This window comes from Streptomyces sp. NPDC088400 (genome assembly GCF_044753355.1).
Lineage (GTDB): Bacteria > Actinomycetota > Actinomycetes > Streptomycetales > Streptomycetaceae > Streptomyces.
In genome coordinates, this window is sequence record NZ_JBIVMZ010000002.1 from 405899 (window position 1) to 428787 (window position 22889).

21 protein-coding genes and 1 pseudogene are annotated in these 22889 nt (G+C 69.7%); 9 read left to right on the forward strand and 13 right to left on the reverse strand.

Annotation, left to right across the window (positions count from 1 at the left end):
- Positions 1–40: 40 nt before the first annotated feature.
- The 3 genes from ACIQD6_RS06740 to ACIQD6_RS06750 form a co-directional block, all read right to left on the reverse strand.
- Positions 41–2098, reverse strand: a complete 2058-nt coding sequence (locus ACIQD6_RS06740) for a phosphocholine-specific phospholipase C (protein WP_401878934.1) — start codon at positions 2096–2098, stop codon at positions 41–43.
- A 201-nt stretch (positions 2099–2299) separates the two neighbouring features.
- Positions 2300–3205: an NAD-dependent epimerase/dehydratase family protein gene (locus ACIQD6_RS06745; protein ID WP_401878937.1), complete on the reverse strand. Its 906-nt coding sequence runs from the start codon at positions 3203–3205 to the stop codon at positions 2300–2302.
- A 34-nt stretch (positions 3206–3239) separates the two neighbouring features.
- Positions 3240–4109: an alpha/beta fold hydrolase gene (locus tag ACIQD6_RS06750; RefSeq protein WP_401878940.1), complete on the reverse strand. Its 870-nt coding sequence runs from the start codon at positions 4107–4109 to the stop codon at positions 3240–3242.
- A gap of 117 nt (positions 4110–4226) precedes the next feature.
- Between ACIQD6_RS06750 and ACIQD6_RS06755 the strand changes: the two genes are divergently transcribed.
- A complete protein-coding gene (locus ACIQD6_RS06755; RefSeq protein WP_401878943.1) occupies positions 4227–4718 on the forward strand; it encodes a MarR family winged helix-turn-helix transcriptional regulator in 492 nt (163 codons plus the stop codon).
- Positions 4719–4865: 147 nt separating this feature from the next.
- Here the strand turns inward: ACIQD6_RS06755 and ACIQD6_RS06760 are convergent, their stop codons facing one another.
- The gene (locus tag ACIQD6_RS06760) at positions 4866–7154 is read right to left on the reverse strand and encodes a DEAD/DEAH box helicase (RefSeq protein WP_401878945.1); all 2289 of its coding nucleotides are present in this window, start codon (positions 7152–7154) and stop codon (positions 4866–4868) included.
- Positions 7155–7439: 285 nt separating this feature from the next.
- On the opposite strand from ACIQD6_RS06760, the gene ACIQD6_RS06765 reads away from it, so the two are divergent.
- Positions 7440–8237, forward strand: coding sequence for a VOC family protein (locus tag ACIQD6_RS06765; RefSeq protein WP_401878947.1), 798 nt, complete (start codon positions 7440–7442; stop codon positions 8235–8237).
- A gap of 53 nt (positions 8238–8290) precedes the next feature.
- Here ACIQD6_RS06765 and ACIQD6_RS06770 read toward each other — a convergent pair whose 3' ends face one another.
- Positions 8291–8782 carry an FBP domain-containing protein gene (locus ACIQD6_RS06770; RefSeq protein ID WP_401878950.1) on the reverse strand — a complete coding sequence of 164 codons (492 nt, stop codon included), beginning with the start codon at positions 8780–8782 and terminating at the stop codon, positions 8291–8293.
- Positions 8783–8853: 71 nt separating this feature from the next.
- Here ACIQD6_RS06770 and ACIQD6_RS06775 point away from each other — a divergent pair, with 71 nt between their 5' ends.
- The 3 genes from ACIQD6_RS06775 to ACIQD6_RS06785 all read left to right on the forward strand — a co-directional run bounded on the left by ACIQD6_RS06775 (position 8854) and on the right by ACIQD6_RS06785 (position 11109).
- The gene (locus ACIQD6_RS06775; RefSeq protein WP_401878953.1) at positions 8854–9423 is read left to right on the forward strand and encodes a TetR/AcrR family transcriptional regulator; all 570 of its coding nucleotides are present in this window, start codon (positions 8854–8856) and stop codon (positions 9421–9423) included.
- A 104-nt stretch (positions 9424–9527) separates the two neighbouring features.
- A complete protein-coding gene (locus tag ACIQD6_RS06780; RefSeq protein WP_401878956.1) occupies positions 9528–10724 on the forward strand; it encodes a GDSL-type esterase/lipase family protein in 1197 nt (398 codons plus the stop codon).
- A 103-nt stretch (positions 10725–10827) separates the two neighbouring features.
- Positions 10828–11109, forward strand: coding sequence for a WhiB family transcriptional regulator (locus tag ACIQD6_RS06785; RefSeq protein ID WP_401878959.1), 282 nt, complete (start codon positions 10828–10830; stop codon positions 11107–11109).
- 309 nt (positions 11110–11418) lie between these two features.
- Here the strand turns inward: ACIQD6_RS06785 and ACIQD6_RS06790 are convergent, their stop codons facing one another.
- From ACIQD6_RS06790 to ACIQD6_RS06810, 5 genes are all read right to left on the reverse strand, one after another.
- Entirely contained in the window at positions 11419–12393 is a 975-nt protein-coding gene (locus tag ACIQD6_RS06790) for an acyl-ACP desaturase (protein ID WP_401878962.1), read from the reverse strand.
- A 117-nt stretch (positions 12394–12510) separates the two neighbouring features.
- Positions 12511–13287: a dimethylargininase gene (ddaH, locus tag ACIQD6_RS06795; protein WP_401878965.1), complete on the reverse strand. Its 777-nt coding sequence runs from the start codon at positions 13285–13287 to the stop codon at positions 12511–12513.
- Between the two features lie 177 nt (positions 13288–13464).
- Positions 13465–15723 (reverse strand): ATP-binding cassette domain-containing protein, encoded by a 2259-nt coding sequence (locus ACIQD6_RS06800; RefSeq protein ID WP_401878968.1) that lies wholly within the window; start codon positions 15721–15723, stop codon positions 13465–13467.
- Between the two features lie 163 nt (positions 15724–15886).
- Positions 15887–17527 (reverse strand): ABC-F family ATP-binding cassette domain-containing protein, encoded by a 1641-nt coding sequence (locus ACIQD6_RS06805; protein ID WP_401878971.1) that lies wholly within the window; start codon positions 17525–17527, stop codon positions 15887–15889.
- A 303-nt stretch (positions 17528–17830) separates the two neighbouring features.
- Positions 17831–18247 carry an SsgA family sporulation/cell division regulator gene (locus ACIQD6_RS06810; RefSeq protein ID WP_401878973.1) on the reverse strand — a complete coding sequence of 139 codons (417 nt, stop codon included), beginning with the start codon at positions 18245–18247 and terminating at the stop codon, positions 17831–17833.
- Between the two features lie 187 nt (positions 18248–18434).
- Between ACIQD6_RS06810 and ACIQD6_RS06815 the strand changes: the two are divergent.
- Positions 18435–18860 (forward strand): annotated as a pseudogene (locus ACIQD6_RS06815) (oxidoreductase); the annotation flags it as partial.
- 16 nt (positions 18861–18876) lie between these two features.
- Here ACIQD6_RS06815 and ACIQD6_RS06820 read toward each other — a convergent pair.
- A complete protein-coding gene (locus ACIQD6_RS06820) occupies positions 18877–19176 on the reverse strand; it encodes a YciI family protein (protein WP_401878975.1) in 300 nt (99 codons plus the stop codon).
- 95 nt (positions 19177–19271) lie between these two features.
- Between ACIQD6_RS06820 and ACIQD6_RS06825 the strand changes: the two genes are divergently transcribed.
- Positions 19272–19952 carry an endonuclease V gene (locus ACIQD6_RS06825; protein WP_401878976.1) on the forward strand — a complete coding sequence of 227 codons (681 nt, stop codon included), beginning with the start codon at positions 19272–19274 and terminating at the stop codon, positions 19950–19952.
- A gap of 176 nt (positions 19953–20128) precedes the next feature.
- Positions 20129–20686, forward strand: a complete 558-nt coding sequence (locus tag ACIQD6_RS06830) for a GNAT family N-acetyltransferase (protein WP_401878977.1) — start codon at positions 20129–20131, stop codon at positions 20684–20686.
- A gap of 66 nt (positions 20687–20752) precedes the next feature.
- Here ACIQD6_RS06830 and ACIQD6_RS06835 read toward each other — a convergent pair whose 3' ends face one another.
- Positions 20753–21157 carry a peptidase inhibitor family I36 protein gene (locus ACIQD6_RS06835; RefSeq protein WP_401878978.1) on the reverse strand — a complete coding sequence of 135 codons (405 nt, stop codon included), beginning with the start codon at positions 21155–21157 and terminating at the stop codon, positions 20753–20755.
- Positions 21158–21421: 264 nt separating this feature from the next.
- Between ACIQD6_RS06835 and mmpA the strand changes: the two genes are divergently transcribed.
- Positions 21422–21601 carry a morphogenic membrane protein MmpA gene (gene mmpA, locus ACIQD6_RS06840; RefSeq protein ID WP_401878980.1) on the forward strand — a complete coding sequence of 60 codons (180 nt, stop codon included), beginning with the start codon at positions 21422–21424 and terminating at the stop codon, positions 21599–21601.
- 24 nt (positions 21602–21625) lie between these two features.
- Here mmpA and ACIQD6_RS06845 read toward each other — a convergent pair whose 3' ends face one another.
- Positions 21626–22816 (reverse strand): saccharopine dehydrogenase family protein, encoded by a 1191-nt coding sequence (locus ACIQD6_RS06845; RefSeq protein WP_401878982.1) that lies wholly within the window; start codon positions 22814–22816, stop codon positions 21626–21628.
- Between the last annotated feature and the right edge of the window lie 73 nt (positions 22817–22889).

The window sequence follows — 22889 nt, forward strand, 5'->3', positions numbered from 1 at the left end:
ACGGTCGCCCGCCACCGCTGTGGTGCGAGTGGCCGAGGTGTTATCCGGTGATGATCGCCGGGTCGCTCACGCCCGCTTCGCCGGTCTCGACATGCCCGGCGAAGCGGCGCAGGAACGTGCGGTCGGCGTCGGAGACGACGGTCAGGTCGTACCAGCGCCGGGCGGCGCGCAGGTCCACCGTGTGGGTGACGGTGGAGCCGGGCCGTACCGTGAAAGTCCGGGGCCGGGAACCGTAGGCGCAGCTGAGGGTGAGAGTGACGGCGGACGTGCCCGCGTTCGTCAGGGTCAGTTTCAGGCTGCCGGTGGAGGCGTCGTGGCGGGCCGTCACCTCGGGACCGGCGGTCTTGCCGGAGCCCTTGAAGCCGCGCAGGAAACCGTTCGGGCCGAACACGGACAGGTCGTGGACGCCCCCGGAAACGGCGGTGTTCCAGGTGTCCGAGACTGTCGTGCCCGCCTCGGTCGTGTACATCCACGGACCGTCCGTACGGTTGGCGGACGTGACGTGGAATGCGGCACCGGCCCGGTGACCGCCGCTGAATGTGAGGGTGAACTTGCCGGTCGAAGGGGCCGCCGCTCCGTCGATGAACGGTGCGTAGCGCAGCGGGCGCGCCGGGCGGAGGCCGCGCTCCTGCTTGGGCAGCACCGGGTTCGCGGGCGGCTGGGGTACGTAATCGGGGTGGCGCTCGTGGTCCGGCGGCCGGTAGCCGTCGGTGTCGGGGAGCGGGCCGGGCCGGGTGTCCCGGCGTTCGAAGTCGAAGGCGGAGGTGAGATCGCCGCAGACGGCCCGTCGCCAGGGCGAGATGTTGGGCTCGCGCACGCCGAAGCGGCGCTCCATGAACCGGATGATCGAGGTGTGGTCGAACGTTTCCGAGCAGGCGTACCCGCCCTTGCTCCAGGGCGAGACGACGAGCATCGGGACACGCGGGCCGAGGCCGTAAGGGCCCGCGGCGCGGTTGTTGTCGCCCGCGTAGAGGTCGGGGCCGACATCCACGGTGGACTTGCCTCGATCGTCCGACGTCGGCGGGAGGGGCGGTACGACGTGGTCGAAGAAGCCGTCGTTCTCGTCGTAGGTGATGAACAGGGCGGTCCTGCTCCACACCTCGGGGTTGGACGTCAGGGCGTCCAGTACCTGGGAGATGTACCAAGCGCCGTAATTTGCGGGCCAGTTGGAGTGTTCGGTGAATGCTTCCGGGGCCGCGATCCAGGAGATCTTCGGCAGTCTGTCCGCCGTGACGTCGGCCCTGAGCTGGTCGAAGAAGCCCTCGTTCTTCCGGGCGTCGGTACCGGTGCGGGCCTTGTCGTGGAGCGGATCGCCGGGGGCGGAGTCGCGGTACTGGTTGAAGTAGAGCAGCGAGTTGTCGCCGTAGTTGCCCCGGTACGCGTCATCGAGCCAGCCCCAGGAGCCGGCGGCGTCCAGACCGTCGCCGATGTCCTGGTAGATCTTCCAGGAGATTCCGGCCTTCTCCAGCCGCTCGGGGTACGTGGTCCAGCTGTAGCCGAGTTCGTCGTTGCCGAGAACGGGGCCGCCTCCGGTGCCGTCGTTGCCCGTGTGCCCCGTCCACATGTAGTAGCGGTTCGGATCGGTCGATCCGATGAACGAGCAGTGGTACGCGTCGCAGATGGTGAAGGCGTCGGCGAGCGCGTAGTGGAACGGGATGTCCTCGCGCGTCAGATACGCCATCGTGGTGGCGGACTTCGCCGGCACCCACTTGTCGTACCTGCCCCGGTTGATGGCGTCCTGGCCGTCGCTCCAGCCGTGGGGTAGTCCCTGGAGGAACTGCATACCGAGGTCGTCCGCGGGCGGACGGAAGGGCAGGACGTCCTTCGTGCCGTCCGACTGATGCCACACGGACTTGCCGCTGGGCAGCGTCACCGGTCGGGGGTCGCCGAACCCGCGGACGCCTCTCAGCGAGCCGAAGTAGTGGTCGAAGGACCGGTTTTCCTGCATCAGCACGACGATGTGCTCGACATCGTCGATCGTTCCGGAGCGGTGCCGGGCGGGTATCGCGGCGGCTTGGGTGATGCTGTTCGACAGAGCGGTGAAAGCCGCGGTTCCTCCGGCGAGTTGGAGGAAGCGACGCCGGTCGAGTTGAGGCATGGCTGGTGACCTCTTGTCCTGGATACGTGCGCGGGGTGTCAACGAGATGGAACAGGAGCGCAAGGAGTGTCGGACAGAGGAGTAAACATCAGGGAAGACTCTTGTGGCGCCGGTATGGCCCCCGGGGAGTATCCGAACGGAACGCCTGAAAGAGACCGGAGTGCGGGGCACTGAACGCGTTGCCCCGCACCCGGCGGCGTGTCATGCGGCGGGCCGGGCGGCCTTCCAGGCGCGGTAGTGGCGGGTGGGGTCGTCGGTGAAGGAGGTGTGGCGGGGGGTCCAGCCCAGGAGGCGGCGGGCCTTGGCGCTGGTGACGAGTTCGTCCTGGTCGGCGGCCATCTGCATCATGCCGCCTGCCTCGGCGCTCGCCAGGGCGATCTCGCCGGTGTGGCCTGCGGCTCGTACGGCGGTGTGCTGCATGTCCAGGGCGGCCAGCCGCTGGTCGTCGGCGATGACGAAGGTCTCCCCGTCGACGGCGGCGGGGTTGTCGAGGATGCGGACGTAGGCGTCGGCGAGGTCGTCGACGTGGACCCAGCTCCAGCGCTTGGCGGTGTCGCCGTAGAAGACGGGGCTGCCCGCCTCGGCGGCGGCGAACCACTGGCCGGTCATGGAGGTGCTCGCGGGGCCTCCGTACATGAACCCGGGACGGACCACGGTGTGGGCGAGGCCGGAGGCGGCCAGCTCCTTCTCCAGCGCGAAGCGGAAGCCGATGGGGCTCTCGGGGTTCCCGGGGGTGTTCTCGTCCATGAGTGGCAGGCCGGTGCGGCCGTAGGAGGAGATGCCGGTGGTGAACACCAGGTGGCGGCGGCGGCCGTCACGCTCCTGGGCGGCGAGCAGCTCGGCGAACAGGCACTGGTCACCGCCGACGGGGTCGCTCATGTCCATCAGCAGGTGGACGACCGCGTCGGTGCCGTCGAGGTGTCCGCGCCAGGTCTCCGGCTTGGAGAAGTCCCCTTCGACGGGGGTGACTTCGTCCACGGTGAGGGCGCGGGCCGCGGGTGCGGAGGTGTCGCGCGCCAGGCCCAGGACGGTGTGTCCGGCGCGGGACAGAGCGGCTGAGACGCGGCGGCCGGCGTAGCCGGTGGCGCCGATGACGAGGATCCGCATGAGGAGTACTCCGTGTGCTGTGTCGTGCCGCGGGTCAGGCGGCGGGGGTGGTGGTGAAGAACCGGGCGAGCCGGTCGGCCGTCCAGGCCGGGTTGTCGGCCGCGAAGGTGTGCGCGGCCCCGGGGACGGTGTTGTGGCGCACGTCGGCCGCGGCTGCGCGGGCACCCTCCAGCAGGATGTTCTGGGGCAGGCCGTGCTCGCCGTTCAGGACGAGGACGGGCATGGTCAGGCGGCCCCCGGCGCGGGCTGCCTGCCCGTCCTGGACGAGGGTGGCGTAGTGCTCGAAGCCGCCGCGCATCGCGTCGGGGCGGGTGTAGGCGCGCAGCAGGTCGGCGCGGTCGGCGGCGGTGATCCCGCCGCCGGTCATCATCGACCAGAAGCCGGACAGGTACTGCTCCTCCTTGCCGGCGGTGAGCATGGCGGCCAGGCCGCTCTGGGCGTGGAAGCCGAAGTGCCACGAGCCGCCGGTGGCGGGGTTCATGTGCTCCTCCAGGCCGTAGCCGGGCAGGAACGCCTCGCTGAGCACCAGCCGGACCACGTCGTCCGGATGGCTCTGGGCCCAGGCGTGAGCGGTCATCGTGCCGACGTCGGTCCCGACGACGAAAGCCCGGTCGTGGCCCAGGTGCCTCAGCAGGCGGTGGAGGTCCCCGGCCTCCTCGCGCTTGGTCCAGTGCCCGGCCGGGATCTGCGAGTCGCCGGATCCTCGCAGGTCGGGGGCGATGACCGTAAAGCCTCGTGCCGCGAGCAGTGGCATCAGCGCCCGCCACTCGATCCAGCTGAACGGCCAGCCGTGCACGAGGACGGCGGCGGGCCCGGATCCGCCGGTCACGTAGTGGAGCCGGATCCCGTCGACATCGGCGACAGCGTGCTCGAATCCGTCCGGTGCGGGTGCCCGGGGCGACATGTAACCACCTCGCATTGGCTTGCTGCAGCAGGCATCACAAGGCACCTACTTGCCTAGTCAAATTTTGACTAGGCAAGCATCGCATCGCTTCCTTGCCTAGTCAAATACAGTGGCCGCATGGAGCCCACTGCCACTGCCACCACTGATCCGCTGACTGCCGATGAGCTTCTGCTGTGGCAGAGCCTGGGACGTCTCGTCCACTCCCTGCCGCGCGTTCTGGAGGAGGACATGGCCGGCACCGGGGTGATCATGACCGAGTTCGCCGTCCTGCTGCTGCTGAGTGAGGCGCCCGACCGCCGCATGCGCATGTCCGCGCTCGCGGCGGCCTCCGGCCTCACTCCGTCGCGCATCACGCGCGTCATCGACGGCCTGTCCCGCCGCGACATGGTGCGTAAGGAACGCCACGGCCTGGACGCACGCGGCAGTGAAGCCGTCCTCACCGATACCGGACTGCGAGCCATGCACGAGGCTCAGCCCGCTCACCTCGCCAGCGCCCGGCGCCGGGTCCTCGACCACATCCCGGCCGACCTCCTGCCGGGCATCGCCGAAACACTGGCCGAACTCGCCGAGGGGCAGCACCGACAGCAGTCCTCCGGCGTCCCCCGGTAGCCGCGCTCCTCCGACGGCCGACGACAGTGCCGGTCAGTGCCAGGACCGTTCCTGACGCTCACTCAGGCCCGCCGTCGTCATCCTCATCGTCGGTGTGCGCTCACGCAGTTGACCGCCAGGGGACGTGATGCGCCACGCACGTCGCTTTCACCCGGGGGCGTTCGTACCGGTGCCGGTCGCCAGGCGCAGCTGTTCTTCCTCCACGATCCGGCGCGCGATGTCGCGGTCCGAGACATCGATCGCGTCCGGCGTCGCCTCGGCCAGGTCGCTGCGCCGGGCGTACGCGTCGAAGAGGCGGTTCTTGTCGGCGAGGATGTCCAGCAGCCGCTGGTCCAGGCTGTCGACCGTGAGCAGACGGTGGACATGGACCGGGCGGACCTGCCCCATGCGGTGGGCGCGTGCCACCGCCTGGTGTTCCAGGGTGGGTTTGACCTGTGGTTCGCAGAGGATGACGACCGACGCGGCCTGCATGTTGAGCCCGATACCGCCCGCCTGGATCTGGCTCAGCAGGACGGCGTGCCCCGGCGCTGCGGTGAAGCGGTCGACGGTGTGCTGGCGACGGGCGCCCGGTACGTCACCGGAGAGCGGTCCGAACACCCCCTCGCCCAGGGCCTGTCGGACCGCGGCGAGCACCTCGCGGAAGTACGAGAAGACCACCACCTTCAGCTCGTTGGCCGCGGCCTCGGCGACCAGTTCCCGCAGGCGCCCGAGCTTGGCGGAGGTCTCGGGCCGGGCGTAGGCGGCCCGGCGCATGCGCATGAAGTGGGCGGCGGACACCGCCTCCCGGTAGGCGGCCAGATCGTCGGCGCCGAGCTCCTCCCACTCGTCGACCTGGACCAGCGCGGGCAGTTCGGCGAGGACGTCCCGCTGGTTACGGCGCAGATAGGCGGGGGCGACCGCGCGGCGGAAGGCATGGGAGCCCGCGACGGCGTCGATGCCCTGGACGTCCGGGGCCAGCGCGGGCTGAAGACGCCGGATCAGACTGCGGAACTCCGCGACCCGGTTCTCCATGGGCGTACCGGTGAGGAACAGGACGTGCCCGGCCTGTTCCGTCCAACCGGACATGGCGCGGGATCTGCGGGTGTCCGGGTTCTTCACGTAGTGGGCCTCGTCCACGACGAGCATGTGCGGCCCGGCGGGTTCCGGTCCGGCGGGTCGCGGTTTGCCGGCTTCCCGTACGGCAGGTTCCGGTTGCCCGTGCCGGGGGAGCGGCAGCGTATGCAGCGAGTCGAAGGTGGTGACGGCGACGCCACCGCCCTCGCGCCACTCGCTGAAAGCTTCCTGCCGCTCCGGGCCGTGCACCGGGATCGCCCGCAGCGTGCTCCGGGTGCCGATCTCCCGCGTCCAGTTGATCAGCACACTGTTCGGGCAGACCACCATGAAGTGCGTGCCGCCCCGCGCCGCGAGATGCGCGAGCGCGGCGATGGCCTGGACGGTCTTGCCCAGCCCCATCTCGTCACCGATGATCACCCGGCGCTGCGCCAGCGCGAAGCGCGCGCCGAACGACTGGTAGCCGCGCAGTGACACCCGCAGCCGGGTGTCGTCCAGCTGCTGGGCCCGTACCCGCCCGGCGATCTCGGACGGAATGAAGCCCTCCGACGAGGCGAGATCGGGTGCGCTGCCGACCGTCTCGGCGAGCAGGCTGTAGTACTCCGCCGAGCGCAGCTCGAAGTCGACCCAGCACTCGATCTCCGAGGCCGGTTCCCGCAGCAGATCCGCCGAGACCTGTGCGAGCAGCAGCGGTACGTCCGCCTCCGCCGCCTCGTCGAGCAGTCCCCGGATCCTGTCTGCCGCGCCGAGGGCCCTGGCCCGCCTGTCCCGCCCGGAGAGGGCCATCCGCAGCCGTCCGCGCGCGGGCTCCGCCTCCGGAAGCAGCCCGCGCAGCCGCGTGCCGAGCCGGTCGGCGGTGTCATGCGCGCGCCGCAGTCCGGGGCCGGCCCCGACCAGCCGGTGCAGGGCGGCCACCAGCGCCGTGGTGCGCGGCTCGGGGTGGTCGACATCGATACGTACGGAGACGGTCTCCCCGACGGCCTCGGCGATCCGGCCGGCGGCGGCCACCGCCTGGTCGGCGGTGTGGGCCCCGACCCCGGGAAGCTGACGCAGGGCGTGCCGACCCGCTTCGTGTACTTCCCGTACGGAGGTGAGTCCCGCCTGTTCGAGGGCACCGAGCCGCAGTCGGCCGGCCGTGACCTCCTTCAGCCGGGAGAGCGGGATCGCGCCCAACTCGACGCCGACCAGCTCCTGCTGGAGTGGGTGGAAGGCGTCCCGTACGCAGGTCACGGCGCGGGAGTGATCGTCGAGCAGCCGCTGTGCGTTGCCGAGCAGCAGTGTCGCCGCGTCGAGTACGGCCCCGGCTTTCCTGCCCGCGGGCACCGGATCCGGACCGTATCCCGGTGGGACGACCGCGCCATCCGGCGAGATGACCGCACCCCTCATGACGCCTCCCGCCCGACCGGACCGCTCCGACCGGCTCATATGCTCCCACGCCCGGCAGAGGCCGGAGCGGTGACAGGGCAGAGCCCGGAGCGGTGACAGGAGCGGGCAGGCGGACGGAATGCGTGGGCGCGGCAGGTGGACGGAATGCGTGCGCGGGGCGCGGCAGGCGGACGCGGGCACGCGGGGGCGCGTCCCCGCCGCGGCGGCGCGGCATCGAGTGCGGCGGCGCGGCATCCGGAGGAGACTCGGAGGGCAGAGCAATGGGATTCCACGAAGGAGCGCACCATGCTCACCACCCCATATCCCGCCGGCTCCCCGATCTGGGCCGACCTCGGCACCCCCGACATCGAGGGGGCGACCGCCTTCTACAACGGCCTGTTCGGCTGGGATTTCGTGTCGGCGGGGCCCGAGGCGGGCGGCTACGGCATGTTCCAGACGGAGGGCAGGACCGCGGCCGCCGCCATGCCCTTGCGGTCCGATCAGGCGCCGTCGTCCTGGTCGTTGTACCTCAGCACGCCTGACGCCGACGCGACGGCCAAGTCCGTCCGGCAGGGCGGCGGTTCCGTCGTGTTCGAACCGATGGACGTCATGGACATCGGCAGGATGGCGGTCTTCGCCGATCCGGCCGGCGCCGGCTTCTCCGTCTGGCAGCCGGGCAAGAACAAGGGCCTGGATGTCGTCAACCAGCCGGGCAGCCTCTGCTGGGCCGAGCTGTACACCCCCGACGAGAACGCCGCGTACGCCTTCTACAACACGGTCTTCGGCTGGGAGGCCACCAGCATGCCGATGCCGGACGGCAGCGGCACATACCGGATGATGCATCCTGCGGGCAAGGGCCCGGAGGCCATGTTCGGCGGGTTCGTACCGATGGGATCCGACCCGATCGAATCCGACAGCGCGCCGCACTGGCTGCTGTACTTCGCGGTCACGGACTGCGACGCCACCGTGGCCGCCGCGCGGAAGTCGGGCGGTACGGTCCGGATGCCGCCGACCGACATCGAAGGTGTCGGCCGGTTCGCCAAGCTCGCCGACCCTTACGGGGCGCGGTTCGCGCTGATGCGGGGAGTGGACCGGGACGCCTGACAGGCGGCCCCGGAATCACTGCCCAGGAGACCGCGTGAGGGGTGCGGCGGCGATCACGCGGTCACCTTGGCGACGAACGCGGCGATGTTCGTCACGATCCGCCGGGTCTTCTCCTCCAGCGTGATCGTTTCCTGGAGCCGCGAGCCGGCGCCCGCGTCCTTCTTGCCTCGTACGTACAGCGAGCAGGCGAGGTCGCTGCATATGTAGCTGCCCACCGAGTTGCCCTGCTGCCCGGCCTTTCCCGCCTTCGGCGCGACCATCAGGGAGACGCCGCCGGTATGGGTGGTCACGCACATCGAGCACATGCTGCGCCGCATCTGCCCGGAGGCGGGGCCGGTACAGCGCAGGGCCAGGGCCCTCGGGCGGCTGTCCAGCTCGATGACGAGGTAGGCGCGGCCAGGCGCCTGCGGATCTCGCCAGCCGAGGTAGTCCAGGTCGTCCCAGGGGCGCTCGTCCAGGTCGCGTGGGACGGACAGGCGTTTCGCCGCGCCCTTGGTGCAGTTCACGAACGCGGCACGGATCTCTTGCTCACTCAACGGCTTCACACACGGCAGGCTAATTTGCCTAAAGGTCTTAGGCAAACGCATTATGAGTGAAGCCTAATGATGGGAAGAGTATGGTGCGCGCGGGGCTGACCACGGAACGCCTGACCCAGGCGGGGGCGGAACTGGCCGACGAGGTCGGCTTCGACCAGGTGACCGTCTCGGAGCTCGCCAGACGGTTCGACGTCAAGGTCGCGAGCCTGTACTCACACCTGAAGAACTCCCAGGACCTCAAGACAAGAATCGCCATGCTCGCCCTGGAGGAACTCGCCGACCGGGGCGCCGCCGCCCTGGCCGGGCGGGCCGGCAAGGATGCCTTGACCGCCCTCGGAGACGTCTACCGCGACTACGCCCGGGAGCACCCCGGCCGTTACGCCGCAACCCAGTTGAGGCTCGACCCGGAGGCGGCGGCGGCCAGCGCCGGCCCCAGGCACGCACAGATGACACGGGCGATCCTGCGCGGCTACGACCTGACGGAGCCGGACCAGACGCACGCGGTCCGGCTGCTGGGCGGCGTCTTCCACGGCTACGTGAGCCTGGAGATGGCCGGCAGCTTCAGCCACAGCGCCCCCGACTCGCAGGAGAGTTGGTCACGGATCATGGACGCCCTCGACGCCCTGCTGCGGAATTGGCCCGCGCCCTGACCCGGGCTCCGTGTCGGCCCGCGCCCAGACCGGGCTCCATGCGGGATGCGGATATCCGGGAGCGGATATTTCGATCAACAGGTTTCGATCAACAGGTGGGGACAATGGACACCACGCACAACTGGATCACCACACCCGTCACCGCGGACCTCCTGCGCGGCGCCCTCGATCTGGAGCGGACCGAGCACGGGGTGCTGCCGCACCGGCTGCCCGCGTGGGCCCGCGCCCAGTACTTCGACGGCCAACTGGCCGTGGCCGAGTCCCAATCGTCGGGCGTACGGCTGGTCTTCCGCACCCGGGCCACCGCCGTCGAACTGGACACGCTGCCCACCAAGCGCGCCTACGTCGGCGCCCCGCCCCGCCCGGACGGCGTGTACGACCTGCTCGTCGACGGTCGCCTGGCCGGTCAGGCGACCGTGACCGGCGGCAACACCACGACCATCGACATGACCACCGGATCTGCCACGACCGAGCCCGGCCCGGTCGGCACCCTCCGCTTCACCGGTCTGCCCGACGGCGGCAAGGACATCGAGATCTGGCTGCCGCACAACGAGACCACCGAACTCGTCGCCCTGCGCACCGACGCCCCCGTCGAGCCCGCACCGGACCCGGGCCGCAAGGTGTGGCTGCACCACGGCAGTTCGATCAGCCACGGCTCCGACGCCGCGAGCCCCACCACGACCTGGCCCGCGCTCGCCGCCTCCCTCGGTGGTGTGGAACTGATCAACCTGGGCCTGTCCGGCGGCGCCCTGCTCGACCCGTTCACCGCCCGAGCCCTGCGGGACACCCCCGCCGATCTGATCAGCGTCAAGATCGGCATCAACCTGGTCAACGCCGACCTGATGCGCCTGCGTGCCTTCACCCCGGCGGTGCACGGCTTCCTCGACACCATCCGCGAGGGGCACCCCACCACACCGCTGCTGGTCGTCTCACCCATCCTGTGCCCCATCCATGAGGACACCCCCGGCCCGAGCATGCCGGACTTCAGCAACCTCAGCGGGGGAAGGCTCCAGTTCCGGGCCACGGGCGACCCCGCGGAACGGGCGGCCGGGAAGCTGACTCTCACCGTCATCAGGGAGGAGTTGGCCCGGGTCGTGAAGCAGCGGGCAGCCGCCGACCCGAACCTGCACCACCTCGACGGCCGTGACCTCTACGGTGAGGCCGACTCCGCCGAACTGCCGCTGCCCGACCAGCTCCACCCGGACGCCGCGTCACACCGTCGCATGGGCGAACACTTCGCGGCCCTGGCCTTCGCCCCCGGCGGTCCGTTCGGTGGTCCGTTCAACGGCGACCGTGCCTGAGAGCCCGTCGGGTGACCCCTGCCGGGCGGTCACGCTCGGTCATCGCTCGGTCGTTGACGGTTCATCAAGCAAATGTTTATCGCCGCGCGACATGCTGATCGGCATGCCGATCAACATCAGTGCCAGCACCATGGACGACCGTACGGTGAGCGACCGCGTCGAGGACGAACTCTCCTGGCAGGAGGACGCGTTGTGCGCCCAGACCGGGCCGGAATTCTTCTTCCCCGCCCCCGGCTCCTCCACCCGTGAGGCGAAGCGCCTGTGCGGCGCGTGCGAGGGCCGGGAGGCCTGCCTCCAGTACGCGCTCACCCACGACGAGCGGTTCGGGGTATGGGGCGGTCTCTCCGAGAAGGAACGACAGGATCTCCGGCGCGACGCCTCCTGACACGACCGCGGGGGCTCACCGGGCTCAGTGGGGCTCAGCGGGCCCGGCGGAGCTCCGGGCGTCTCGGCGGCTCGTACAGGGCGCGCATCGCATGCGGCGTGCGCGTGCGGACGGCGTGGATGTGCGTACGGCGCGCATCGCGTATGGCGCATAACCCATACGACGCACACCGCATACGACGCACACCGCATACGACGCACACCGCATACGACGCATCGCCGTCGCCGTCGGACATGACGCCCGACAACGACGGCGACGGCGACGGCGGCGGCGGCGGTCGAGGGACCGTACCCGGCCCGACCGCTCCACTCAGCCTGCGTCGCGCGCGGCCATCCGCGCCTTGCGGGCGGCGAGCTTCGCGTCGAACTTGCTCGCCTCGCTGTCCAAGCCGCCCATGTACAGACCGAGTTCCTCCTGCGCCTTGAGTCCCTCCGGGCCGAGCCCGTCGATGTCCAGGACCTTCAGGAAGCGCAACACCGGCTGGAGCACGTCGTCGTGGTGGATCCGCATGTTGTAGATCTCGCCTATCGCCATCTGCGCGGCGGCGCGCTCGAAGCCCGGCATGCCGTGCCCCGGCATCCGGAAGTTCACGACGACATCGCGGACCGACTGCATCGTCAGATCAGGGGCGATCTCGAAGGCGGCGCCCAGCAGATTCCGGTAGAAGACCATGTGCAGGTTCTCGTCGGTGGCGATCCGCGCGAGCATCCGGTCGCAGATCGGGTCGCCCGACTGGTGGCCGGTGTTGCGGTGCGAGACGCGGGTCGCCAGCTCCTGGAAGGCGACATACGCGACGGAGTGCAGCATCGAGTGGCGGTTGTCGGACTCGAAGCCCTCCGCCATGTGCACCATCCGGAACTGCTCCAGCTTGTCCGGGTCCACGGCCCGCGAGGTGAGCAGGTAGTCACGCATCACGATGCCGTGCCGGCCCTCTTCGGCGGTCCAGCGGTGCACCCAGGTGCCCCAGGCGCCGTCGCGGCCGAAGAGGCTGGCGATCTCGTGGTGGTAGCTGGGCAGGTTGTCCTCGGTCAGCAGGTTGACCACGAGGGCGATCTTGCCTATGTCGGTGACCTTCGACTGCTCGGGGTCCCAGGACTCACCGTCCTCGAAGAACCCCGGGAAGTTACGGCCGTCGGTCCACGGCACGTACTCGTGCGGCATCCAGTCCTTGGCGACCTTGAGATGGCGGTTGAGCTCCTTCTCCACCACCTCTTCCAGCGCGTACAGCAGCCGGGCGTCGGTCCACGCGTCCGAACTGCCGAGGTGGGGAGAGGTGATCGACACGAGTACTCCAGGGGGGACGGGAGAATTACCTACGGGTTCGTAGGTTACGACACCGTAGGTTAAAGGCGCAGTAAGCCGAAGGCCAATCCCGGGAGGGTGAAAGCTCGTTACGCTCGGTCATGTGTACAGGTCGCGGAGGCGTACCGAGAGGCAGGTCACGCACCCTTCGAGCTTCTCGAACTCGCTGATGTCCACCGGAACCGGCTCGTAGCCGAGGTCCGAGAACAGTTCCGCGGTCCGGAGAGCGCTCGCCGCCATCAACAGCTTTCCGCCGCCGAGGAGGACCACATGGCTTCCCGGCTCCTCCGGTACGGGCAGAAAACGCGGGAAGAGAGCCGGCGCGTCCACCAGCGGCTCGTACCCGACGACGGTGGAGTCCGGCAGCGCCGTCACCGCCGATTTGAGGTGCAGCACCTTGCGCACGGGTACGGCGACGACCCGCGCCCCGAGCGGTTCGAAGGCCGCTCGCAGCTGCGCCACTCCCGCCCCGTCGGTCCGGCCACCCTGTCCCACGTAGACCGTGTCGCCGATCTTGAGGACGTCGCCCCCGTCGAGCGTGCCCGGCTCCCGTACCCGGTTCACCGAACAGCCGAGCCGGACCAGCTCCGTCTCCACCGCGGCCGTCTCCGGCCGGCGCGAGAGGGCGCCGGACCGGGTGATGAGGGCCACGTTCCGGAACATCACGACGGTGTCCTCGACGAACACCCCGTCCGGGCAGTCGTCGGCCGGCGCCGCCTCGACGGTCTCCCAGCCGTGCGCGCGCAGTGTTCGTAGGTACCCCTCCCACTGCTCGAACGCGAGCTCGGTATCGACGGGGGCGCGCTCGATATGGGTGACCAGCCCCTCGGCGAGGCGCGGGCTCGGGCGTCGGACCAGGGCAATCCTGCGGGGCACGGGCGGTCTCCAGGGCGTTGGGAGGGCAGCGTTCGGAGGGCGGGCCGCGCCCATCATGACGGCCGTACGCCGGATGGGGAACCGACCGTCGCGGAAGCGGAACCGAGTGCCGCACCAGCGTCCCGGAAACGGCCGGTCCGCCGGTCCGCCGGTCCGGCCGGACCGCCGTCGGATCCCTCAGTGGGCGCGCAGGTAAGCGGCGGTGACGGACTTCGGGTGCTCCAGCAGTTCCTCCGGAGTGCCCTCGAAGACGATCTCACCGCCGTGTTTACCTCCGTCGGGGCCGAGGTCGATCACCCAGTCCGCGCGCTTGACCACATCCAGGTTGTGCTCGACGCAGATCACCGAATTCCCCGCGTCGACCAGCCGGTCCAGCAGCGACACCAGCGTGTCCACATCCGCCATGTGCAGCCCGGTGGTCGGCTCGTCGAGGACGTACACACCGCCCGTACGGTGCAACCGCGTGGCGAGCTTGATGCGTTGACGCTCACCGCCGGACAGCGAGCTGAGTGGCCTGCCCAGTGTGAGATACGTGAGGCCCACGTCGTTGAGGGCCCGCAGCTTCCGCGACAGCGCCCTGTCCTCGGAGAATTCGAAGAATTCCATGGCCGTCGCCGCCGTCATGTCCAGTACGTCCACGATGGAGCGGCCCTTCACCCGGTGCCGCAGCACATCGTCGTGGAAGCGCCGCCCCTCGCATGCCTGGCAGGTCGTGGTCACCGGATCCATGAACGCGAGGTCGGTGCAGATGATCCCGCGGCCCGCGCATTCCCCGCACGCCCCCGAGGAGTTGAAGCTGAACAGCCCCGGCCGGACCCCGTTCTCCTTCGCGTAGATCGTACGGATGGTGTCCATGACGCCGAGGTACGAGGCGGGCGTGGACCGGGACGAGGCGCCGATGGCACCCTGGTCGATCACGATCGCCTCCGGGTACGCGGCCGTGAACACCTTGGACACCAGCGTCGACTTTCCGGAGCCCGCGACCCCGGTCACCGCCGTGAGCACCCCGGTCGGGAACCGTACGTCGATGCCCTTGAGGTTGTGCAGAGCCGCGCCCGTGACCGGGAGCCGGCCGGTGGGGGAGCGGAACGACTCCTTCATGGGCGTACGGCGGCGCAGACAGCGGCCGGTGAGCGTATCGGCCCGGCGCAGCCCGTCCACGGGCCCCTCGTACACCACCCGGCCACCGTCCGTGCCCGCCTTCGGGCCCATGTCGACCACATGGTCCGCGATCGCCATGACATCCGGGTCGTGCTCCACCACCAGGACCGTATTGCCCTTGTCGCGCAGCCGGATCAGCAGATCGTTCAGCCGGCCGACATCGCGCGGGTGCAGCCCCACGCTCGGCTCGTCGAAGACGAAGGTGAGGCCGGTCAGTGAACTCCCCAGGTGGCGAACCATTTTGAGCCGCTGCCCCTCACCGCCGGACAGCGTGCTGGTCTCCCGGTCCAGGCTGAGATAGCCGAGCCCGATCCCGGCCAGTCGCTCCAGCCGTTCGCGCGCCGCGGCAGCGATCGGGGTCGCCACCGGGTCGTCGATCCGGCCCAGCACCTCGACCAGATCGGCGACTTCCATACGCGCGTGGTCGGCGATGGTGAGTCCGTCGATCCGGGTCGCGAGCGCGGCCTCGTTGAGCCGGGCCCCGCCGCACGCCTCGCACCGCCGCTCCACGGTGAAGCGGGCCGCGGCCTCCTGGCGCTTCTCGGAGAGACCGGCGGTGTCGCGCTTGAGGAAGAGCCGGGTGAAACGGTCCGCGATCCCCTCGAACCGCGCGTCCACCGGGCCCGACCTCATGTTCAGCCGGACCGTGAAGTCGCCTCCGTGCAGCAGGAGTTCACGCTCCTCGTCGGTGTAGTCGCGCAGCGGCCTGGCCCGGTCGAAGTGGCCGGATTCGGCGTACAGGTTCCACTCCCAGCTGCCCACCGAGAGCCCGGGGAGCAACAGCGCGCCTTCGTCGAGCGACCTGGACCAGTCGACGGCCCGGTCGATGTCCAGCCGCACCACACGGCCCACTCCGTCGCAGGCCTGGCACATCCCCGAGGGATCGTTGAAGGAGTACGCGGTCGCCGCACCGGCGCTCGGCGTGCCATGGCGGGAGAAGAGCACCCGGATCACGGAGTAGATGTCCGTCATCGTGCCGACGGTGGAGCGCACATTGCCGCCGACCGGCTTCTGGTCGACGACGACGGAGACGGCGAGGTTGTCGATCGAGTCGACATGGGGGCGCTCGTGCTTGGGCAGCCGGTTTCTGATGAACGAGGTGAAGGTCTCGTTGAGCTGGCGCTGCGACTCCACGGCGATGGTGTCGAAAACGACCGAGGACTTGCCCGATCCCGATACCCCGGTGAAGACGGTGATCTTGCCCTTCGGGATGGAGAGGGACACGTCGCGGAGGTTGTTCTCACGGGCGCCCGAGATGGCGATGTTCTGAGGCATGAGCCGGACGCTAACCGGGAAACCGGACATCTTCTGTCGGGTTTCCCGGTCGGCGTCGATCGGTGCTCCGGGGGCTCGGCGTCGATCCTCCGGAGCTTGGCGGAGTCTTCGCCGACTCGCCGACTCGCCGACTCGCCGCTCGGCCCTGTGGCCGGCGCCGGTACTACGACCTGGGCGACGCCTCCCGTACCTCCTCGGCGGTCGTGTCGCGCAACTCGCCGTCGAGCCGCAGCCAGCGGGTGATGCCGATCGACTCCAGGAACGGCACGTCGTGGCTCGCCACGATCAGCGCGCCCTCGTACGACTCCAGAGCGTCGGTGAGCCGGCGCACGCTCGCCATGTCCAGATTGTTCGTCGGCTCGTCCAGCATCAGCAGCTGCGGTGCCGGTTCGGAGAGGAGCAGCGCGGCGAGCGAGGCACGGAAGCGCTCCCCGCCCGAGAGGGTCCCGGCCGGCTGATCGGCCCGCGCGCCCCGGAACAGGAAGCGTGCCAGTCGCGCCCTGACCATGTTGTTCGTCGCGGCGGGCGCGAACCGTGCGACGTTCTCCACGACGCTCAGCGAGTCGTCCAGCACATCGAGCCGCTGCGGCAGGAAGCGCAGCGGCACATGGGCCAGTGCCTCGCCCGAGACCGGTTCCAGCTCCCCGGCGACCGTCCGTAGCAGCGTCGTCTTGCCCGCTCCGTTCCGTCCCACGAGCGCGATCCGCTCGGGGCCGTGAATCGCGAACTCGCCCCTGGCCTCGGCTCCGTACCGCAGCCGCAGCTCGCGGAGCGTCAGTACGCTCCGGCCCGGGTGGACCTTCGTGTACGGCAGTTCGACCCGGATCTCGTCGTCGTCGCGTACCGCCTCCACCGCGTCGTCCAGCCGCTCCTTCGCCTCGGCGAGCTTCTCGGTGTGCATGATGCGGTGCTTGCCCGCCGATTCCTGGGCCGCGCGTTTACGGGCTCCCATCACGATCTTGGGCTCGCGCTTGCTGTCCCACATCTTCTGTCCGTACCGCTTGCGCCGAGCCAACTTGACCTGTGCGTCGGCCAGTTCACGCTTCTGCCGCTGTACATCGGCTTCCGCGACCCGCACCATGCGCTCGGCCGCCTCCTGCTCCTGGGCCAGGGCTTCCTCGTACGCGGTGAAGTTGCCGCCGTACCACTTCACCTCGCCGTCCCGCAGGTCGGCGATCTGGTCGACCCGCTCCAGCAGTTCACGGTCGTGGCTGACCACGACCATCACGCCGGACCAGGAGCCGACCGCCGCGTACAGCCGCCGCCGGGCATGCAGATCGAGATTGTTGGTCGGCTCGTCCAGCAGCAGCACATCGGGCCTGGCCAGCAGCAGCGCGGCCAGCCGGAGCAGCACACACTCGCCGCCCGACACCTCGCCGATGGTCCGGTCGAGGCCGATGTGCCCGAGGCCGAGCTGATCGAGGGTGGCGACGGCCCGCTCCTCGACATCCCAGTCGTCGCCGACGGCGCTGAAGTGCCGCTCGCTCGCGTCGCCCGCCTCGATGGCGTGCAGCGCGGCGCGGGTCGCGGCGATACCGAGCGCCTGGTCCACCCGCAGCCCGGTGTCGAGCACCACGGTCTGCGGGAGGTAACCGACATCGCCGATGACCTTGATCTTCCCCTCGGTCGGGGTAAGTTCGCCCGCCATCAGGCGCAACAGGGTTGATTTTCCTGATCCGTTGAGGCCGATCAGCCCGGTTCTGCCGGGGCCGACGGTCAGTTGGAATCCGTCGAACACGCCCGTTCCGTCGGGCCAGGCGAAGGAGAGGGCGGTGCAGGTGAGATGACTGGGGGCAGTAGACATACGGATCTCCGGTTGCCGCGCGACGAGCGCGAAGAGTGCGTGCGAGATGTGCAGAGCAACGGATGGAGACACCGCGATACGGACGAAGAGTCCCGGTCGGGTGAGGACGGCTCGACAGCCGAGGTCACACACGAGCACACAGGCGGAAGCGCAGCTGTGCGGCACGGTGTCTCAGGACCTCAGACGAGCAACGTCCTACTCCAATCGACGACAACAGGACTGCGGCACACCGTATGAGAGGGGCCGGTGGTCGTCAACGGAATTAATGGCGAGAGGCGGAGGCGGGCAGGGAGGTGCGTCGCGTCAGCAGGCGTCGCCCAGCAGTTCGGCCAGGTCGTGGTCCAGATCCAGGTAGAGGTGCTCGCGGCCGGCCGGCACCAGGTCCTCGGAGCGCTCCAGGAAGTCACGCAGCTCCCAGCTGCGCAGATGCACCATCGCGGTGCCCTCGGGGGCGTGGAACTCCACGACCGTACGGCCGTAGCCGAAGGGACGGACCCGTACGTCACCCACACCGATGGGCTCGGTCATGCCCGTGGCGAGCAGCTCGCGGGAGAACTCCCAGGTCACCTCGGTCCCCTCCAGCGTCGCCGGTGGCGGGAACGCCATGCGTACGGCGAAGGGGTCCGCGCGGTCGTAGCGCAGCGTCGCGTGCACGGTATCGGCCCGGGGGACGGACGCGACCAGTCGGGCTTGAACAGCCTGCTCGATAACGGGTGACATGGTCTGCTCCCCTTGGTCTGGCCGAAGACGGATCGGAGGGGGGACCGGACGCGGTCGCCTCCTCAATGTGAAAGACGGTGGAGGACCTCGATCCGTGCTCCCGAAAGGGCGTGAGTTGTATCACCTGTCCTGGGGGTAGCCGGATGGGCGACGCCCGGCACGCGCGCTCGCCGCGTTGGCCAAAAGCCCAGCGCTGCACTCCGCCGACCGCGGCCTCCACCGGACCGTCTCCGCGTCGACGCTCCCCGCCGGTGACCCGGCCCGCGGTGTCTTCGGGCTGGCCTTCCGCGACCGGCGGCACGGCCTGGCGGTCGGCGGCGACTACCGTCCCGACCAGGCCTCCCCGGCGGCCGCCGCGGTCAGCGGCGACGGCGGCCGGAGCTGGCGGCAGGCGAACACCCCGCCGCCCGCCTACCGTTCGGGCGTGGCCTGGCTGCCGTACAGCCGGACGGCCGCCCTCGCGGTCGGCCCGACCGGGACGGACCTGACGACGGACGGCGGCCATAACTGGCGGACCGTCGACACCGGTTCGTACGACACGGTCGACTGCGCCCGGGACCGGGGCTGCTGGGCCGCCGGCGAACAGGGGCGTGTCGCCCGGCTGTTGCCCTAGCTGCCGGCTTCTCCGCTCAGCCCGGGAGCTGCTGGCGGTACGGAGCGAGCGCGGGCGCCGTTTTCGTCGCGATGAACTCCGTGATCCGGTAGGCGCAGACGCCTCCGGTCACAAAGGGATCGGACGCCGTGATCCGCTCGATCTCCGCACGGTCGTCCCCGACCGCGAGGATCACTCCGCCGTCACGCGGGTTCTTGCGGCCGGAGGCGATGAAGACACCGGACTCGTACTCCGCGTCCAGCCAGGCGACATGGGCGTCGAGCAGTTCGTCGACGCGCTCGATGGGGCTGGTATAGGTCAATTCCAGTACGAACATGATCGCCAGGTTAGCCGCGCCCGCCTGCCCGCAGAGGCCTGGGCAGGAGAGCAGGCGGCGCTGCTGTCGCCGCACGCCCTAGGCTGGTGATCACCATGACGACGATCAGGACACCCGCGGACGAGACCGAGGCACGCGCCATCCAGGACGAGTTGCGCGGCCGCGTCGTGCTCGACGAACCGGGGCCGCCGGCCGGGACGGGCCTGGTGACCGGGGTGGACGTGGCGTACGACGACGAGCGGGACGTCGTCGCCGCGGCGGCCGTCGTACTCGACGCCGCCACCCTCGCCGTCGTGGACGAGGCCACCGCCGTAGGCCGGGTCGCCTTCCCCTACGTCCCCGGTCTGCTCGCCTTCCGTGAGATCCCGACGGTCCTGGCCGCCCTCGAATCGCTCACCTCGGATCCCGGCCTCGTCGTCTGTGACGGCTACGGCCTGGCCCATCCGCGCCGGTTCGGGCTCGCCACCCATCTCGGCGTGCTCACCGGGCTTCCGGTGATCGGTGTGGCGAAGAACCCGTTCATGTTCGCGTACGAACAGCCGGGCGCCCGGCGTGGCGACTCCTCGCCACTGCGGGCCGACGACGGCGAGGAGGTCGGCCGGGCACTGCGCACGCAGGAGGACGTCAAGCCGGTCTTCGTCTCCGTCGGCCACCGCGTCGACCTCGCGACCGCCTGCGCCCACACTCTGCGGCTGGCCCCTGATTATCGCCTTCCGGAGTCCACACGGCGAGCCGACTCCCTCTGCCGCCGGGCACTGCGTGAGGCAACCGCGTAGGTGGGACGGCCTGTTGGTGAGCCGAGCCGAGCCAAGTCGAGCCGAGCCGAGCCGAGTCACGGCCGAACGCGGTGCGAGCTCGCCATGTTTGGCAGCTTTGAAGCACCAGGTCACATGCCGTCTCGGGGGTCGGCGGACGTCTGGAGTTCACACGCCGCAGCGTGATCGAATAGGGGATGACATCGTTCTGGACCGGCAAACGGGTACGCCTGCGCGGTATCGAGCCCGACGACTGGACCGCGTTCATACGCTTCGCCGCTGACGAGGAGCGGCTGGGAGACCTGCTGCACCCACCCCGCTCCGCCGACGGCTACCGCGCCTGGGCGAAGGATCAGGCCGCTGCCAAGTCCGACGGCGACTGCTTCCAGTTGGCAATCGAAGCCGTCGACACGGGGCAGATAGTCGGTGTTGTCGGCTCGCACCACGCTGATCCACGTGCCGGCTGGTTCGAGTACGGCGTCACAGTGGGCGCTGATCACCGGCGCAAAGGCTACGCGGCGGAAGCCGTGGTGATGCTGCTGCGCTTCATGTTCGCCGAGCGGCGGTTTCACAAGTGCGGAGCGCGGGTCTTCGCACACAACGAGGCATCACTGGCGTTTCAACGTGGGCTCGGTTTCATCGAGGAGGGGCGCCTCCGCGATCAGGTGTTCTTCGCCGGTCGGCATCACGATCTCGTCATGATGGGCATGCTCGCTGACGAGTTCGCCCAACATCACTCGATGAGCGAAGCGTGAGCCTGTCATCCGGGCCGGTCCGTTCGGTGTTGGGCGCGACCCGGATCTGATCAGCGTTTTCGTGGCTCAGCCGCAGTCGGAGGTGATCGAGGCCACCCGGCGGCCGTCGAGTTCCTGGTTGCCGAAGCCGGCGACCTCTTGTTCGTCGCCTGCGAAGTGCGGCTGGTCGTTGAGGCGGACGATGCAGCCGAAGTCGTCGAGGAGGGGGTTGTACGCGGACCGCGGGTAGATCGGCGGTTCGATGTCGTCCCGGTCGGGGAACCGGAAGCTGTCCTTTGTCACATGCGCGTCCTCGGCGAAGAGGAGCCTGCCGGTTTGATGCGGCCCCGACCACAGGCAGAAGTAACCCTCCTTGCACGTCTTGGCGGCACGATCGGTGTCGGCCTGCGGGGTGGCGGAAGCGGTGTTCACCGACAGGCAGCCGATGGCGGCCACGGCGATGACAGCGAGACGGATGACGCGGTGATGCATGAAGGCTCCGTTCGTCGAAGACGCCCTCGGCGGCAGCCGAATGGCTACTGGATGCTATCGATCGACTACAGAGAGTTCGGAGTATTGGGTGGCGTGTCCGTCGGACGGTGCGGCATGTACGACCTTGATGCTCCCCGCTACGACGTGAGTACGAAGTGAAACGCGAAGTCGCCATCGCCGGACCTCAATCGGCCAGAAGCTTGAAGAACAAGCTGAGTACCTGTACGGATACCGGCAGCCGGTCATGATCGGCAGGCTGAAGATATGACGAACTATCGAGCCGCATCGAGAACGGCCCTTTTCCAGTCCCGTGAGTTCGAGCCGCGTCAGCAGTCCTCGCAGGGTGAACGCGGCATGTCTACCGCGCTGTTGGTGTCCTCCGTCATCGGTCTGATCTGGCTCGGCTCGATGATCTACACCATCGCCAACTGGGCCATGGCTTAACGCGCGTCCTCCGACAGGCCGTGGCTAACGCGCGTCCGCGACTCGGAACCGGATCCCCGCCGCCCGCAGACGTACCAGCAGCGCGTCCCCCATCGCCACCGCCGTGGTTACCTGGCCCGCGGTGTCCGGCAGGTCGTCGAACGCCAGACTGAGCACCGATTCGGCCAGCATCTTCGCCGACTCGTCGTAGCCGGGATCGCCGCCCGAGACCTCGGTGAAGACCCGCCGCCCGCCGCCCGTGCCCACGAAGCGCACCGAGAACCAGCTCGCCCGCCTGCGCTCCTCGTCCGGGCCCGCGCCGGGCTCGTACCGTTTGAGCAACCAGTTCCGGGCCGCCGGGACTTGCACCACGGCCAGCCCCGTTCCCGCCGCCGCGCTGCCGCCCAGTGCGACCGGCAGCGACTTCACCCCGGCGAAGTGCCGGTAACGGAAGTCGGGACCGTACCGCTCCAGTGCCGCCGCGGAGCGCGCCACGATCTGTGGGTCGAGGGTCGGCAGCGGCAGCGCCCAGAACCCGGTCTCCCGGCTGAAGTGTGGTGTGCCGAACGGCGCCCGGGTGCGCCGGCCGACCTGCCTCGGCTCGTACAACTGCCGTTCCCTCGCGGCCCGTAGACCCTGTGGGCCACGGCTCATGACGGTCAGTGCGGAGGCCAGCGTCCCGCCGGAGAAGAAGGCGTTGGAGCGTACGAAACCGTCCACGCGCAGCGGCACGTCCTGGGGGAGCTGCTGGACCGTGAAGTGCACGCCGAGGTCGCTCGGCACCGCGTCGAAGCCGCAGGCGTGCACGAGGCGCGCGCCGGTCTCGCGGGCCCGTACGTCATGGCGGAGATACATCCGGTCCAGGAACTCGCCCTCGCCGCACAGGTCCGCGTAATCCGTTCCCGCCTCCGCACAGGCCTCGACCAGCCCCTCGCCGTGCAACAGGTACGGTCCGACGGTCGACGCGATCACGCGGGCCGACTCGGCGAGGGTGCGCAGCGAGTCCGGGGAATCCGCGTCGGCGTGCAGGACGGGGAATGTGGCGCAGCCGGGGTCGATCGCGGTGAGCCGCTCCCGCAACTGTTTCAGCCGCTCCAGGTCCCGGCCCGCGATGGCCCAGCGGCAGTCCTGGGGCGCGTGGGCGGCCAGATACTCCGCGGTGAGTGTCCCGACGAAGCCCGTCGCTCCGAAGAGCACGATGTCGTACGGGCGTTCCGTGTCGCGCTTGCCGGTCATGGGCCCTCCACTGTCCGTTCCGTGCACTTGTCCCGTGCGAGAGCTACCACGCCATCGAGCACCGGAACCTCAT

Excerpts from the sequence above, each read along its gene's own strand:
- ACIQD6_RS06755 (WP_401878943.1), top strand. The coding sequence starts at position 4,227 with ATGGAGCCCACTGCCACTGCCACCACTGATCCGCTGACTGCCGATGAG.
- ACIQD6_RS06800 (WP_401878968.1), bottom strand. The coding sequence starts at position 15,723 with ATGCCTCAGAACATCGCCATCTCGGGCGCCCGTGAGAACAACCTCCGC.
- ACIQD6_RS06810 (WP_401878973.1), bottom strand. The coding sequence starts at position 18,247 with ATGTCACCCGTTATCGAGCAGGCTGTTCAAGCCCGACTGGTCGCGTCC.
- ACIQD6_RS06845 (WP_401878982.1), bottom strand. The coding sequence starts at position 22,816 with ATGACCGGCAAGCGCGACACGGAACGCCCGTACGACATCGTGCTCTTC.
- ACIQD6_RS06760 (WP_401878945.1), bottom strand. The coding sequence starts at position 7,154 with ATGAGGGGTGCGGTCATCTCGCCGGATGGCGCGGTCGTCCCACCGGGA.
- mmpA (WP_401878980.1), top strand. The coding sequence starts at position 21,422 with ATGACGAACTATCGAGCCGCATCGAGAACGGCCCTTTTCCAGTCCCGT.
- ACIQD6_RS06785 (WP_401878959.1), top strand. The coding sequence starts at position 10,828 with ATGCCGATCAACATCAGTGCCAGCACCATGGACGACCGTACGGTGAGC.
- ACIQD6_RS06780 (WP_401878956.1), top strand. The coding sequence starts at position 9,528 with ATGGACACCACGCACAACTGGATCACCACACCCGTCACCGCGGACCTC.
- ACIQD6_RS06820 (WP_401878975.1), bottom strand. The coding sequence starts at position 19,176 with ATGTTCGTACTGGAATTGACCTATACCAGCCCCATCGAGCGCGTCGAC.
- ACIQD6_RS06775 (WP_401878953.1), top strand. The coding sequence starts at position 8,854 with ATGGTGCGCGCGGGGCTGACCACGGAACGCCTGACCCAGGCGGGGGCG.
- ACIQD6_RS06835 (WP_401878978.1), bottom strand. The coding sequence starts at position 21,157 with ATGCATCACCGCGTCATCCGTCTCGCTGTCATCGCCGTGGCCGCCATC.
- ACIQD6_RS06740 (WP_401878934.1), bottom strand. The coding sequence starts at position 2,098 with ATGCCTCAACTCGACCGGCGTCGCTTCCTCCAACTCGCCGGAGGAACC.
- ACIQD6_RS06830 (WP_401878977.1), top strand. The coding sequence starts at position 20,129 with ATGACATCGTTCTGGACCGGCAAACGGGTACGCCTGCGCGGTATCGAG.
- ACIQD6_RS06825 (WP_401878976.1), top strand. The coding sequence starts at position 19,272 with ATGACGACGATCAGGACACCCGCGGACGAGACCGAGGCACGCGCCATC.
- ACIQD6_RS06750 (WP_401878940.1), bottom strand. The coding sequence starts at position 4,109 with ATGTCGCCCCGGGCACCCGCACCGGACGGATTCGAGCACGCTGTCGCC.
- ACIQD6_RS06805 (WP_401878971.1), bottom strand. The coding sequence starts at position 17,527 with ATGTCTACTGCCCCCAGTCATCTCACCTGCACCGCCCTCTCCTTCGCC.
- ACIQD6_RS06745 (WP_401878937.1), bottom strand. The coding sequence starts at position 3,205 with ATGCGGATCCTCGTCATCGGCGCCACCGGCTACGCCGGCCGCCGCGTC.
- ACIQD6_RS06765 (WP_401878947.1), top strand. The coding sequence starts at position 7,440 with ATGCTCACCACCCCATATCCCGCCGGCTCCCCGATCTGGGCCGACCTC.